The sequence below is a fragment of the Epibacterium sp. Ofav1-8 genome (genome assembly GCF_022348185.1).
Classification (GTDB): Bacteria; Pseudomonadota; Alphaproteobacteria; order Rhodobacterales; family Rhodobacteraceae; genus Epibacterium.
The window spans coordinates 25,381-38,819 of sequence record NZ_JAKRFD010000019.1 but is presented as its reverse complement, the minus strand read 5'-3'; the positions used below and the strand labels follow the sequence as shown (position 1 = coordinate 38,819).

At 60.9% G+C, this 13,439-nt stretch carries 12 protein-coding genes; 5 read left to right on the top strand and 7 right to left on the bottom strand.

Features of this window, described 5'->3' with window-relative positions:
* Positions 1–32 precede the first annotated feature (32 nt).
* The 4 genes from MHM97_RS21760 (at position 33) to MHM97_RS21745 (ending at position 3,510) form a co-directional block, all read left to right on the top strand.
* The gene (locus MHM97_RS21760) at positions 33–209 is read left to right on the top strand and encodes a helix-turn-helix domain-containing protein (protein ID WP_239325581.1); all 177 of its coding nucleotides are present in this window, start codon (positions 33–35) and stop codon (positions 207–209) included.
* Between the two features lie 162 nt (positions 210–371).
* Entirely contained in the window at positions 372–1,412 is a 1,041-nt protein-coding gene (locus MHM97_RS21755; protein ID WP_239325579.1) for a DUF4123 domain-containing protein, read from the top strand.
* Entirely contained in the window at positions 1,412–3,265 is a 1,854-nt protein-coding gene (locus MHM97_RS21750) for a hypothetical protein (protein WP_239325577.1), read from the top strand. Before MHM97_RS21755 ends, MHM97_RS21750 begins: the two co-directional genes overlap by 1 nt.
* Positions 3,265–3,510: a hypothetical protein gene (locus tag MHM97_RS21745; RefSeq protein WP_239325575.1), complete on the top strand. Its 246-nt coding sequence runs from the start codon at positions 3,265–3,267 to the stop codon at positions 3,508–3,510. Before MHM97_RS21750 ends, MHM97_RS21745 begins: the two co-directional genes overlap by 1 nt.
* Positions 3,511–3,991: 481 nt before the next feature.
* On the opposite strand, the gene MHM97_RS21740 is transcribed toward MHM97_RS21745, so the two are convergent.
* From MHM97_RS21740 to MHM97_RS21710, 7 genes are all read right to left on the bottom strand, one after another.
* The gene (locus tag MHM97_RS21740) at positions 3,992–5,029 is read right to left on the bottom strand and encodes an NAD-dependent epimerase/dehydratase family protein (RefSeq protein ID WP_239325573.1); all 1,038 of its coding nucleotides are present in this window, start codon (positions 5,027–5,029) and stop codon (positions 3,992–3,994) included.
* An 81-nt stretch (positions 5,030–5,110) separates the two neighbouring features.
* Positions 5,111–6,277, bottom strand: coding sequence for a nucleotide sugar dehydrogenase (locus tag MHM97_RS21735; RefSeq protein ID WP_239325570.1), 1,167 nt, complete (start codon positions 6,275–6,277; stop codon positions 5,111–5,113).
* The gene (locus tag MHM97_RS21730) at positions 6,274–7,713 is read right to left on the bottom strand and encodes a mannose-1-phosphate guanylyltransferase/mannose-6-phosphate isomerase (protein ID WP_239325567.1); all 1,440 of its coding nucleotides are present in this window, start codon (positions 7,711–7,713) and stop codon (positions 6,274–6,276) included. The genes MHM97_RS21735 and MHM97_RS21730 overlap by 4 nt, the downstream gene beginning before the upstream one ends.
* Before the next feature lie 251 nt (positions 7,714–7,964).
* Positions 7,965–8,651, bottom strand: coding sequence for a hypothetical protein (locus MHM97_RS21725; RefSeq protein WP_239325565.1), 687 nt, complete (start codon positions 8,649–8,651; stop codon positions 7,965–7,967).
* An 80-nt stretch (positions 8,652–8,731) separates the two neighbouring features.
* Positions 8,732–9,565: a hypothetical protein gene (locus tag MHM97_RS21720; RefSeq protein WP_239325563.1), complete on the bottom strand. Its 834-nt coding sequence runs from the start codon at positions 9,563–9,565 to the stop codon at positions 8,732–8,734.
* Positions 9,510–10,286 carry a hypothetical protein gene (locus tag MHM97_RS21715; RefSeq protein ID WP_239325561.1) on the bottom strand — a complete coding sequence of 259 codons (777 nt, stop codon included), beginning with the start codon at positions 10,284–10,286 and terminating at the stop codon, positions 9,510–9,512. The genes MHM97_RS21720 and MHM97_RS21715 overlap by 56 nt, the downstream gene beginning before the upstream one ends.
* Before the next feature lie 43 nt (positions 10,287–10,329).
* Positions 10,330–11,910: a hypothetical protein gene (locus MHM97_RS21710; RefSeq protein WP_239325559.1), complete on the bottom strand. Its 1,581-nt coding sequence runs from the start codon at positions 11,908–11,910 to the stop codon at positions 10,330–10,332.
* Positions 11,911–11,969: 59 nt separating this feature from the next.
* Here MHM97_RS21710 and MHM97_RS21705 point away from each other — a divergent pair, with 59 nt between their 5' ends.
* Positions 11,970–13,274, top strand: a complete 1,305-nt coding sequence (locus tag MHM97_RS21705; protein WP_239325557.1) for a DUF4123 domain-containing protein — start codon at positions 11,970–11,972, stop codon at positions 13,272–13,274.
* The last annotated feature ends 165 nt before the right edge of the window (positions 13,275–13,439 follow it).

The following is a 13,439-nucleotide window of genomic DNA, read 5'->3' as shown; positions in this document are numbered from 1 at the left end:
GGTCCCTCTGTCCTGCCTGTCAGGCGAAGGCGATGGGGCGCGGGGCCGCAGGTGGGCGGATCGGTCGGCCACCTGCGCTGGATGATGCTGCACAGGCAGCGGTACGGGCGGACCTTGAGGCCGGGATGACCGTCGCCGCCGTGGCGCGGCGCTACAACACGTCCCATCAAACCATTCTGCGCATCCGCGACGCAAGGAAACAATCCTGATCTCTTCTTGCCGAATGCAGTGTGTCACACGGCAGCTCTAGCCGGCGAGCCCGCAATAGACCTCTTTGGGCGCTGTTTTGCTGACAGCTGATATCGGGATTGAGGTTTGCCGTCTCGGGTTCCATATTGTGCACGCATTGGTTGATTTGTTTAAGGCGTCTGATGATGCAGGCGGAAGATGATTACTGGCTTGATCTGGGCCGCGCAGCGGATGCGGCTCCAGGCGCTCTCCCCAGCGCAGGCGGAGAAGAAATCTGCGGAGTTGAGCCGCTGGGAGTTCAATTCGGTGTCTGGCCTCAGAAGACCGTGCCGGATACTCTGCAAACCCCGTTGTTCGGCCCTCTTGCGGACGGCTGCGAAACGGGGACGGGCTGTTTCGCCATTCTGGACGGAGCCAAAATCGCGAACCTGCCGGACGTTCTCATGGCCTCGGGTTTGCCGCACCGATGCCTGTTTCAGGGGGACGCTTTTGACACCTTGGGCGATGCCGCACCGTGGATTGTGCAGCTTGACGCTGGCAGCAGCCTGACCCGGCAGCTGTTCACCACAGGGGCGGAGCCAACGCAGTTCTGGGATCGTGAGCCGGGGCTTTATCTGCGGTCATCACAGGACCTGGATGCGCTGTGGCAGCACTTCAGGACCTTTACCCGCGTGCGTAACAGTCAGGGCGACTGGGTCTTTTTCCGCTTTTGGGAGCCCCATGTCGCCCAGGCCTGCCTGGAGGCCGGATATCTGCGTTATTTCCACGGTTCCGAGCAGCAGATGGCCGCGGCAGTGATCTGCTGCAACGTGCTGGAGCAGTGCACATTGCATCACGCCCCGGAGCATCCCGGCACCGCGCCCGCCTGCCAGCTCAGTCGCGCACAGGAACAGGCGATGGCCCTGGCGGTCGCACGGCGGCGGCGGATCGAGATGGCCCTGGCTCTGCGCTGCTCGTTTCCCGTGCAAACCGCCGGCAGGTCCCGCGACGATCTGCACAGCATGGTCGCGCAGGTCGCCCAGCGAATGGGCGTCTACGGCATTCGCAAGCTGCGCAGCATTCATGTCCTGGCCAGTTGGCAGCTGTTCTTCGGTGAGCGCTTTGAACAGCGTGATCCGGCCGGCCAGCTGATCCAAATTCTTGCAGGCCATTTGGACGAAGACGCCAAGCTGGCCCAACTGGAGCGCCGCATGGATGCGCTGCATGAGACAGGAGCGCTGTGATGGCAGATGGTAGCCCCCAAACCCCGGCACCCAGCGCAGTTGCTGCCCAGGCCCGGGCGGGCGCGCCTGCGGCGCAGGGCGACATGGACCGGATATGCCTGCCATGCGCGGGGCTGATCCGGGTCGAAGCCTGCTACCGGGATGCCTGGACCACACCGCTGACCAATGCCTGTGTGCGGGTCGAGGACAGCACAGGCGTTGTTGTGGACGGCGCGGTCCGCACGGAACCCCTGATCGCCCATGGCCTGAAAGACGGGGACGCGCCGACCGCCCCGCTGACCACAATGGGAACTACCCCGCCCATCGAAGTGGCACAGGGGACTTCGGAGGTCACGCTGGTGCCGCAGGGGGCCGGAGAGGCTGACGCCGGTATGGGCGACCTGGGCGCGGCGCTGGCCGGGTTCCGGGACGATGCGCTGGTGAAGCTGCAGCCCTATGTGCTGGAATGGGAAGCCAGAGGCCTCCTGTCCATCCCTGAGGCGCGGTTCCGGGGTGTCGGCAAGGGTTTGTCCGCCTGGTACCAGGGCGAGGCCGATTTCTGGGGCGGTGTCAGCGACCGCGCCGTTGCAGCCTATCAAAACGCCCAGAACTGGCATGACGCTTATGTCGCCCGCCAAAGCCCGTTTGAGCAGGGCATGATGCAGTACGGCGGCCCCTTCGGCGCGATTGCGGTGTACGGGACATCCTTGGTCGAAACCGCCGCCGAAACCGTTTCGGACTGGATCAGCGGCGCCGATGATCTGGCCGCCTATATCGCCACCATCATGGCGGCGATGCGCGATCTGGCCTCGGGCACCGTGGATCTGATGGAGGCCGCGCTCGACAGCCTGCGCGCCCTCCCAGGCGAGACGGGGCGGCTGTTCGCGCAGCTCATCGACAACGGCCAGGATTGGATCGAGCGGCTGGTGTTGATCGCCAGCGAGACCAACGCCTTTGAATACGTCTTCCACGTTTTCATGGCAGTGGCGATGAACATGACGCCCAATTTCTGGGCCGAGATGGCGGGGGTGGTCAGCGGCTTCCTGCTGCCGGAGGTGCTGATCGAGATCATCCTGGCGGTCATCGCGGCCTTCACCGGTGGTGGCGGCATCGCGCTGCTTGCCGGCCGCCTGGCCACCTTTGTGGCCAAGCTGCGTGGCTTGGCTGTCAAAGCCAAAAGCCTCGGCGTTCTGGCCAGCATCGTCGAGGCCTTCGGCAAGGCGATCACGGCCCTGGGAAAAATCGGCAAAGGCCTGCACGACGAGATCGAAGCCTTCACCCGCGCTGGTGCCGATGGTGTGGCCCGCATCCGCCACCGGGTGAACCAGTACAAGGTGGAGATCGACCCCAACACCCTGGGCATGAACGGCGGCAACATCAGAATTACCCGTAAACGCAGGGCCGGGCTAACGGACGAAAAAATAAAAGAAATTGTAGGCACTCCAAAAGGTCAGAGGCCTGATCCATCGACCTATATGAGCAAGGCTGAAATTGATGAGCATTTGGCCAAGTTTGACGACGGCGCAGTACGCGTGACGCCTGCGAGCGCTATCGATCAATATGGTACAGCAGGCCCTCCGGGCGGTTTTGTCATGCCAAAGTCCGAGTTTGATAACTTGGTGCAAAAGTCAGGAGGGAACTTAGCGAATATTGAGAAGCGGCTTGGGTTGGACGCAGGATCATTGTCAAACGGGGAAATGGTCGCGGTGCGTATCGACCCTGAGGATTTCAATGGTCTGAGGATCCCGTCTGGGAACGAACTTGGCGCGAACAGTCATTGGTTACCAGGTGGATATACTTCCGGAGGTGCGCCGGAAGCTGTTATGGACTTCGACGGAGTCCCATTCGAAGTTATGAAGATAGGAAATCAATAATGGTTGAGTTTGGAAAAAAAATTTATCCTCCCAAGAAGGGGGCGACCGTCGAGAAAACCGATACATCAATAAAGGGCCCTCACTGGTCAATCACTCTTATCGACGGCAAATATGTTTATGAATATGTGTCTGGAAGTCACGGAGGCGGGATTAAACGGCACGTTGTTAGCAAGGAAGACTTTGAAGCGGTTCATGCAGGCCGCATGACAGACTATGATTTGGCGCTAAAGTACGACTTGAGTTGAAACATTTGAATACTTCGAAACTGAAACCTAAGGCGCACTGCTGCGCCGCGTGAAGTACACGGAGCACCGTCACCGCTGCCGCGGTTTCGGCATCGATCACGATATAGTTGGGCGGACCACCAGTTCCCGTATTCCCTCCACCTTGCCGGAAACGTCATCAGGTCTGCGACTGCCGGGGCCTTCCATTTGAGTTTAGGCATGGCGCTTCCCGTCAATCAGGGTGTGGGCTTCCTGCATCACCTGATCGTGCGGTGTGTCGCTGGGCACGGGGCGGAAAGCGCCTCCTGCAGTTTTGCACGGCCCCAGGCATCATAGGCGTTGAACCGCTCCTTGTTTGCCGGAGACCCAGAAGTATGGATACTGGGTCATGGTAAAGACGAAGCACGGAACACGTTATCCAGAAGAATTGCGCGCCAGAGCGGTGCGGATGGTTTTGGATCACGAGAGCGAATACGCGAGCAAATCGGCGGCACGCACGGCGTCAGTGCGGGTCTTCGGTGCTGGTGTAGTCCCGGTACCATTGCACAAAGCGGGCCACGCCCTCGTCGATGCCGGTCTGCGGCACATACCCGGTAAGCCGGTGCAGCAAGGTGGCGTCGGCCCAGGTTGCGGGCACGTCGCCGGGCTGGATCGGCATCAGGTTGCGCTGCGCCACACGGCCGGTGGCCCGTTCGATGGCGGCAATATAATCGGTCAGCGGCACCGGGGTGGAGTTGCCGATATTGACCACACGGAACGGGGCCACCGGCGACAGGCTGTCCCCGGCGGGCACCTGGCCGTCCTCGGGGCGTTCGGGCACCGCGGCCATCAGGCGGCGGATCGCCTCCACCAGATCTTCCACATAGGTGAAATCCCGCTGCATGTTGCCGTGGTTGTAGACGTCGATGGGACGGCCCTCGAGGATCGCCTTGGTGAATTTGAACAATGCCATGTCGGGCCGCCCCCAGGGTCCGTAGACGGTGAAGAAGCGGAACATGGTCACCGGCAGGTCGAACAGATGGGCATAGGAATGTGCCATATGTTCGGTTGATTTCTTGGTGGCCGCGTAAAAGGACATCTGGTGGTCGGCTTTCTGGTCCTCGCGATAGGGCATCTCGGAATTGGCGCCATAGGCCGAGGAGGTGGAGGCCAGCAGCATGTGGCGGGGCGGATGCGCCCGGGCGGCCTCGAGCAGTTCGAAGGTGCCGATGAGATTGCTTTCCAGATAGGCGCGCGGATGCTCGATCGAATGGCGCACCCCGGCCTGGGCGGCCAGATGAATAACATAATCTGGATTATGAGAGGACAGCAGATCGCCCAGCAAACCGGGCGTCTCGATCCGGCCGGTGACCGGCAGGAACTGTCCCGGCCCGGCGGCGGCGGCCTCGCTCAGCAAGGCGTGGCGCTGCTCTTTCAGGCGGACATCGTAATAGTCGCTGAAGGCATCCAGCCCGATCACCCGCGCCCCCTGCCGGAGCAGCAGCATGCTGAGGTGAAAGCCGATAAAGCCGGCCGAGCCGGTGACGAGAACGGTTTGCATGGCGGCACACTCGCAGTGGGATTGCGTTTGCCCCGTCCTAGAGGTCCGCCGGGGGCGTGACAAGCAGCGGCGGCGCGCCCCTCAGTCCGCCTCGAACAGATCGCGGGTGAAGACCTTGTCGGCGACATCGCGGATTTCGTCGGTCATCCGGTTGGCGACGATCAGATCGGCCTCCGCCTTGAAGGCGCCCAGATCGCGGATCACCCGGCTGTGGAAGAAATGCGCCTCCTCCAGCACCGGCTCGTAGACGATCACCTCGACACCCTTGGCCTTCAGCCGCTTCATGATGCCCTGGATCGAGGACTGGCGGAAATTGTCCGATCCCGCCTTCATCACCAGCCGGTGGATGCCGACCACCTTGGGGCCTTTCATCAGGATCTGGTCGCTGAGGAAATCCTTGCGGGTGCGGTTGGCATCGACAATGGCCCGGATCAGGTTCTGCGGCACATGGTTGTAATTGGCCAAGAGCTGCTTGGTGTCCTTGGGCAGGCAGTAGCCGCCATAGCCAAAGGACGGGTTGTTGTAATGGCCGCCGATGCGCGGATCGAGGCTGATGCCGTCGATGATCTGGCGGGTGTTCATGCCGCCGGCCATGGCATAGCTGTCCAGCTCGTTGAAAAACGCCACCCGCATCGCGAGATAGGTATTGGCAAACAGCTTGATCGCCTCCGCCTCGTCGGGGTCGGTGAACAGCACCGGGACATCCCTGTCCTCGGCCCCCTCAAGCAGCAGATCGGCAAAGACGCGGGCGCGCTCGGAGCGCTCGCCGACAATGATGCGGGAGGGGTGCAGGTTGTCATAGAGCGCCCGGCCCTCGCGCAGGAACTCGGGGGAAAAGATCACCTGATCCGTCTCCAGCCGCGCCCGGAGGTCCTGCACATAGCCCACGGGAATCGTCGATTTGATGACGATGGTGGCGGCGGGGGTGGTGGCGATCACCTCGGCGATCACCGCCTCGACGCTGGAGGTGTCGAAATAATTGGTCTTGGGGTCATAATTCGTTGGCGTCGCCACCACCACATAGTCCGCCCCCGCATAGGCCTCGGCGGCGGTGGAGGCCGCGCTCAGGTTCAGGCTGCGGTCGGCGAGAAACGCTTCCAGCTCCGGATCGACGATCGGGCATTGGCGGGCGTTGACCATCTCTACCCGCGGGGCGGAGATATCGGTGGCCACCACCTCATGATGCTGCGCCAGCAGGACAGCATTGGACAGGCCGACGTAGCCGAGGCCAGCAACTGCAATTTTCATTCTTCATTCCTTGCGTAGAGGTCTTCGTAGCGGACGATGTCATCCTCGCCGACATAGGCGCCGGTCTGCACCTCGATCAGCACCATCGGCACCTTGCCCGGGTTTTCCATCCGGTGCACCGCGCCGACCGGAATGTAGACGGATTGGTTCTCGGTGACCAGCTTGACCTCCTCGTCCACCGTCACCCGTGCGGTGCCCTCGACCACGATCCAGTGTTCGGAGCGGTGGAAATGGCTCTGAAGCGACAGGCTGGCGCCCGGATGCACCAGGATACGCTTGACCTGGAAACGGCTGCCCACCACCAGGCTCTCGAACCAGCCCCAGGGACGGTGGTCCTTGGGAAAGCTGGTGGCCTGGGGCGCGCCTTTTTCCTTCAGCGCCTGCACCGCCAGTTTCACGTCCTGGGCGCGGGACTTGTCCGCCACCAGCACCGCGTCGTTCATCGCCACCGCCATGATGCCCTCAAGCCCGATGCCGACCACCTCCAGCCGGTCGCTGTCCGAGCGCAGCAGCGTGTCGGAACAGTCGATCGCCGTGGCACCGCCGCTGGCCACCACGCCGTTTTCGTCGGGCCCCGCCTCGCGCCAGACCGCGTCCCAGCCGCCAAGGTCGGACCAGGCGGCATCAAAAGGCACCACGGAGAGGTTGCGGGCCTGCTCCATCACCGCGTAGTCGATCGAGATATCCGCCGCCGCCGACCAGGGCTCCGGCGCCAGCCGCAAAAAGCCCAGATCCACCTGTGCCTCGCGCAGCGCCGCCTCGACCGGAGCGATCAGGTCGGGGGCATGGGCCTCGAAGGCGGCAATGATGTCCTTGGCGGCAAACAGGAAGATGCCGGCGTTCCATTTGAAATTGCCCGCCGCCAGCATTTCGGCCGCGCGCAGGGCATCGGGTTTCTCGACAAACTGCTTCAGCGCCACCGCGGCGCCCTCGGCCCCTGGCGCCTCGGCCAGTTCGAGATAGCCATAGGCGGTTTCGGCATGGGTGGGTGTGATGCCGAAGGTCACCAGCTGGCCCGCGGCCACGGCCTCCAGCCCGCGGACGACAGCGGCATGAAAGGCCGCCACATCGGGCACCACGTGATCCGACGGCGCGATCAGCAGCACCGCCTCCGGATCCTGGGCCCGGGCGCGCAGCGCCGCCGCCAGCACCGCCGGCGCGGTATTGCGCCCCTCGGGTTCGATCAGGATGGCGCCGGGATCAATGCCCGCACCCTGAAGCTGCTCGGTGACGATAAAGCGGAAGTCGGAATTGGTCAGCACCATCGGCGGCGCAAAGGACAGCCCCTCGGCCGTTCCCGCCAACCGCTTCGCCGAGGCCTGAAACAGGGTCTCCTCTCCCATCAGGGGCACAAATTGCTTCGGATAGCTCTTGCGCGACAACGGCCAAAGACGGGTTCCTGAGCCACCACAGAGGAGAACGGGGGTAATCGACATAGGATGCCTCATTCAGTGTGCACACTCTTGTCCTAGTGGAACCACCAGATTTCACAAGCCTGCCCGTATTATCTTCGCAACTTGCCGGACAGCTCGCCGCCTGTAGTCAAGCCCCTCTTGGTCTGTACCATTGAGCCTCGTCGTAAGGGCCACTTCCGTTCACCGGGAAGGCCTTCTTTCTGTGAACGGTCACCAATCCGAGATCTGTACGCCAACGCATGCTGATACGGAAACAATAGAGACGTGCCGGCTCAGGCGTTCTCACGCGCCTCCTGCTTTGCTTTCAGAGTCGCCTTATCCTCCCGGAGGCGCTGTTTCTCAGCCGCATCGACCAGCTGGTCGGCGTGTTTGTGGCAATAATACATGAACGGCATCTGCCAGAGTGGGGCGAGGAAGAATGCCATAGGAAAACCGGCAAGAGCCAACATATGCGGCGCACGTTCCAGTGCATCGACGCTGGAGTACATGACGGGGGCATAGCGGAAAAACGCCCAAGCCCAGGTCACAAGAAGAATGGCGCGCATGTTCCAGATCAAGGTTGCTTCCCACCGCGAAAATTCGGTGAACAGATCACTCGCCCAGGGGATGGTCACCACAAGACCCCGATCAGACATGGTCACGCGCCTGCCCTCGACCAGCGAGGTGACGACACTTGCGGGAGTCAGCTTTCGCACAACAATACTGTCGGCGAAAATTTTTCCGCCTCCGCTTACAATTGCCAGAAGTACATAGAAGCCATTCATTTCTCCAGACACGGTGACAGTAAGGAGCACAATGGCATAAACGGTCGCGCTCATCAGGTATATCGGTAGAGCGACAACGAAGTTCAGGGTGCTCCCCGGCCGGAACCGTTCACAAAACATCAACGCCACAAACGCCAACAGGCATATTTCGGCACCGATGTAGTAAGAGGTATCAATATATACAGCGACGGGCACAAGTAGAGCACTCCATCCCAAGAGGACAAAGGGTATATAGATGGAGGGTGCCTCTACTTGAGAAAGGCGAACTGTGCCCGTCACAGCCACTTCCACTCGGGCGCCTCATTGTCCCCATTCTGTTTTGCCTTCTCATCCCGGCGACGTTGTTTCTCAGCGGCATCAACCAATCTCTCGGAATATTTGTTGCAATAATACATGAAGGGCATCTGCCAGAGTGGGCACACAAAGAAAGCCATGGGGAACCCCGCAAGCGCGATCACATGAGGCAATCGATCCAGGATTCCAGTGCTGGAGTACATACCGGGGCCATAACGGAAAAACGCCCAGGCCCAAGACGTGAACAAGATCGTGCGTATGCTCCATATCGCGACGGTTTCCCACCGCGAAAATTGGGTGAACAGATCACTCGCCCAGGGAATGGTCACGACAAGACCTCGGTCGGACATGGTCACGCGCCGCCCTTCAATCAGGGAAGTAATCACGCGTTCCGGGGTCAATTTTCGGATGACAATGCTGTCGGCAAGAAGTTTTCCGATGCCGCTCACGGTGGCGAGGAAAACATAAAAATACCCCATCTCGCCCGAAGCGGTAACGGTGAAGAGGGCAACAAAATAATATATCGACGCCAGCAGATAACTTGGCAAGGCGACGATAAAATTCAGAAGGCTTCCTGGGTGGCGGCGCTCCCAGAACATCAATATGACCATGATGATTGAGACTATTTCAACATAGAGAAGAGTCTCGTAACCAATATAGAAAGCCAGCGGGAAGAACAGAGCCGGGTACCCGAACAGCACAGCCGTTACGTAGTGCGAAACGGCGTTTGTTTGAAACAGGCGAACAGTGTTCGTCGCCTCACAGCCACTTCCACTCTGGTGCATCATTATCCCCATTCTTTTCTTTTTTTTCATCCTTACGGCGTTGCTTTACAGCCGCATCGACCAGCTGGTCGGCCTGTTTGTGGCAATAATACATGAACGGTATCTGCCAGAGTGGGGCGAGGAAGAATGCGATCGGGAATCCTGCGAGCGCAATCCCATGCGGCAAACGTTCCACGGCACCTGTGCTTGAATACATGACGGGACCGTAACGGAAATAGGCCCAGGCACATGCCGCACCCAGAATGGCACGCACACTCCATATCAAGACCGCTTCCCCGCGCGAAAACTCAGTGAACAGGTCGCTCGCCCAGGGAGGGGTCACAACGATACCCCGTTGGGACATGCTGACCCGTTGTCTTTCGATCAGCGCGTTTACGACTGCTTCCGGTGTTAGTTTGCGAATGATGATGCCGTCTACGAGGATCTTTCCGACACCGCTGATAATGGCGAGAGATGCATAAAGAGGGTTCATTTCCCCGGCAGAGAGCACAACGACAAGGGACATGGCATAAAGCGCCACCCCAAAGAGATAGATGGGGCACGCAACGATAAAATTAAAGATGCTACTTGGATACTTCCGCTCAAGGAGCATCAAGGTGATGAATGTCGCAGACCCCGCGCCGAGATAGAGAAGAAGATCAAAGCCAAAATAAATACAAAGAGGCAACACCAACGGAATACATCCAAGTGAAATGAAGGGAATGTAAATTTCATTCTTTTCGGTTTGCACTAAACGTATTATGTTATTCATCCGGGGAGCTTTCTGTGTAATAATGTTCTGAAATCCATCTGGATCAACTCCAAATTTCTTGCCACATATGAGCCAGAGCGTTGAACAACATTCTCCCCATAAAGCGAATGAAATTTGCCATTTTCTCCCTGAGCTTCAGAAACTCCATGGCCGCAATGGTGCCAAATGCGACAATCACGGACACCGTTCCGACGGCCAATCCTGCGAGAATGACAGGGGCACCTAAAACAAAAGATGCGGTCAGTGCGACAGTCAAAATCGTTACAACCACTGTCGAAATCACCACCGTCGTCAGGCGGGCGATCAGGTCTGCCCAGTCTTCCTTTTCGCTCTCCAGCCAGGCCTTGATCTCCAGCACCCCGGCCACAACGATAAAGACCCGGTTGATGGCGCCGGTAAAGGCCCCCTTGATGCTGCGGGCCAGGGAGGGCGGTTGCCCGCGCGAGACAGCGTCCAGCACCCTGAAACTGTCCTTGCTGTAACGGGCCTTGGTCAGATAGGCGCGCAGACTGGCCTTGCCTGCAAAACGAACCGTTTTCTGACCCTGCCAGGTCTTGATCTCGAAGTCCGTCGACATGATTTCGCGCAGGAAGACACGGTGCATGTGCACCCATTGCGAAAACGTGGGCGGTGACGACAGCCAGCGGCGGGCCCGGCGCTGACTCACGGAGGCCATGAAGGCCATGCGCAGATCCTGGGTGAACCGGCCGAGGTCATTGGCAGCGGTGGCGGCGCCCTTCACCGCTTCGAGCTTCATGGCCTGCCCGGCCGATCCGGCGGCGGCCTCTAGGTTTTCCTCGTCCTTGATCTCTTCGAGATAATCCTCCCAGGAGACATTGAAGGCCTCGGCCAGGCACTCGCCCAGAGAGGTCCCCTCGGCCGGGTCCAGCGCATCGAGGGTCATCGGACCGTCGGGCAGTTGCGCCGCAATGCACCCTGTCTTCAGGGCGATGGCAAAGACGCCCTCGCCCCGGGGCTGTTCGCGGCGGGCGATTTCGGCCTGCAGGATGGAGCGGTAGCGCGTGGTCATGCGGCGCAGGTAGCGTTCTCCCCGGGCGGAAAGCCGTGATGTGTCCAGAGCCTGCTGAAGACGGCTGTCCAGACCGCCCAGGTGCCGGATCAGGTCGGAGGTGCTGGAGAACCTGTCCCGCAGGCTGTATTCGAAGCCCATGGTCTGGCGGGCGTGTTCCATTTCCAGCCAGGCGTCGGGATCTTCCGCAGCGATCTGGCGCATTTCGTCGGTGAACATGAAACGGTTGGGAGAGAACGCCCGGGCGGAATTCATGCCCCGTGGATAGAGCACGGCCGGCGCGCGCTCTGGCATGGGGTCTTCCGGTGCGGCGATCGCCCCTTTCACCTGTTCGGGCAGACGCAGGTTGTATTCTGTCAGATCGGGGATCACGGTCAGGCTCTCGCCCCCCAGATTATACTGCAGCGCACCGGTTGCCGTGCTGTTCAGCAAATATTCCTGCTGCAGAGGCAGGACCGGTGTCTGCTGGCCGTTGATGCTGGCCGAAAACTGTAGCGCCCCTTGCGCTTCGGCGGTCATATCTGCCAAGAACAGGTGGCCCTCCTGGCATGTGGCACAGTCCTGGTCCGCTTCGAGGGTGGTTGAAAACTCCATCTCTCGCCTCAATTGATTTTAAATAATAGATTGCACTCATAAGGTGCTGAAAGCTCCATATGCAACCTCCAAACACAGAGTCGGCTCCCGCGATCTGGGTGACCGGCTGCACATCGCCGAACGGCACCCGGATTCTCCATGCCTTTGTGGCCGTGCAGGCACCGACGCGGGCGGCGGCGGGTGCGCTTCTGCAGCCGTGGTTGTCGGCACAGATGCCGGGGTTTCGCCCCGCAGGCGAGATGATCGCGCTCGATGACTGGCTACAGGATCACTTTGACAATTGGGATCTACAGGCCATCCTGCCGCAGCTGGGACCGCGCAGCCCAGTGGTTGCGACCCCCGTGGATGCGCTGCGCCCGACGCCGCAGGTGCCTGACTGGTTGCACCTGTCGGACCCGGTGCAGGTGGCGTTTCTGGACGCCCAGTTCGGCGTGCACCCCAAGCGCTCCGTGCCGCAGGCGCTGGAGGCCCCTTTGTGGGACGGGGCGGCCGGGACCTATGCGGTGCTGGATGCGGCGGCCTTGCCGATGTTGCCGGAGCAGCTGGCCTCCTCCGGGCTTGAGCATGACTGCCTGTTCGAAGGCCGGACCCGTGACGATCTGGGCGATGCGGCCCCCTGGCTGGTCCGCCTGTCGCCGGAGGCATCTTTTACACGCGCCCTGTTCACCGGCAGCGCCGTGCCCGGGGGCATGGCGGACAAGCTTGGCGGGATCTTCCTGCGGACAGAGGCGCCTTTTGCGGCGGTCAAAGCACATTTGCGGCAGTTTGTCCGGCTGCCGGATGGGCAGGACGGCTGGCTGTATTTCCGCTTCTGGACCGGGCCCTATCTGTTTGCTCTGCTGGAGGCCTGCGCCGGGGGAGAAATGCCCGCGTTCAGCCGCTTCATGGCATCACGCAAGGCGATGATCGACCGGGTCGGGTATCTGGGACGCAATGCGACATGGCATGACGCCTGCCGCATCGCGCAGGTGCCCGCGCCGAGCGCGCCGCTGGTGGCATCGGACGACCTGCGGGCGCGGTTCAGGCAAGTCCGGCATCGGATGTTTGTGGCCAGGTTGGTGGAGCATCTGAACACGGCACAGCCCGAGCCGCGCGCTCCGGTCACCGCAGCCGGGGCCGAGGCGCTGATCCGGACGGCAGCGCAGCATGGGGTGACCTTGGAAAAGCCGATCGCGGATTTTGCCCTCGCCTGCACGCTGGCCGCACAGGATGTGACCCAGACCGCCTGGTTTCGGTCGCTTCTAGCCCGGAACCTGCACCAGTCGGATCTGGCACGCCTGATGCTGGAACACTGTCGGGCGCAGGGGGCGGCCAACCACCCCCCGCCGGCAGCAGCCCCCGCCCAGCACACGGGAGCGGCGTAATGGTGGCCGCGCCAAAAACCGCCCGTCGGGGCGATTTCTATCTTGGATCTTAGACAACCGGAGCGATTGCCATTAAAACACCTCATTTAGAGGCACCATGCGCTTTGGTCGGGGGACCGGAGTATGTGGCCTAGCCTGAGCAGGCAGGCGAGTGGGAACAAAGGT

Excerpts from the sequence above, each read along its gene's own strand:
- MHM97_RS21760 (WP_239325581.1), top strand. The coding sequence starts at position 33 with ATGGGGCGCGGGGCCGCAGGTGGGCGGATCGGTCGGCCACCTGCGCTG.
- MHM97_RS21755 (WP_239325579.1), top strand. The coding sequence starts at position 372 with ATGATGCAGGCGGAAGATGATTACTGGCTTGATCTGGGCCGCGCAGCG.
- MHM97_RS21750 (WP_239325577.1), top strand. The coding sequence starts at position 1,412 with ATGGCAGATGGTAGCCCCCAAACCCCGGCACCCAGCGCAGTTGCTGCC.
- MHM97_RS21745 (WP_239325575.1), top strand. The coding sequence starts at position 3,265 with ATGGTTGAGTTTGGAAAAAAAATTTATCCTCCCAAGAAGGGGGCGACC.
- MHM97_RS21740 (WP_239325573.1), bottom strand. The coding sequence starts at position 5,029 with ATGCAAACCGTTCTCGTCACCGGCTCGGCCGGCTTTATCGGCTTTCAC.
- MHM97_RS21735 (WP_239325570.1), bottom strand. The coding sequence starts at position 6,277 with ATGAAAATTGCAGTTGCTGGCCTCGGCTACGTCGGCCTGTCCAATGCT.
- MHM97_RS21730 (WP_239325567.1), bottom strand. The coding sequence starts at position 7,713 with ATGTCGATTACCCCCGTTCTCCTCTGTGGTGGCTCAGGAACCCGTCTT.
- MHM97_RS21720 (WP_239325563.1), bottom strand. The coding sequence starts at position 9,565 with ATGAAAAAAAAGAAAAGAATGGGGATAATGATGCACCAGAGTGGAAGT.
- MHM97_RS21715 (WP_239325561.1), bottom strand. The coding sequence starts at position 10,286 with ATGAATAACATAATACGTTTAGTGCAAACCGAAAAGAATGAAATTTAC.
- MHM97_RS21710 (WP_239325559.1), bottom strand. The coding sequence starts at position 11,910 with ATGGAGTTTTCAACCACCCTCGAAGCGGACCAGGACTGTGCCACATGC.
- MHM97_RS21705 (WP_239325557.1), top strand. The coding sequence starts at position 11,970 with ATGCAACCTCCAAACACAGAGTCGGCTCCCGCGATCTGGGTGACCGGC.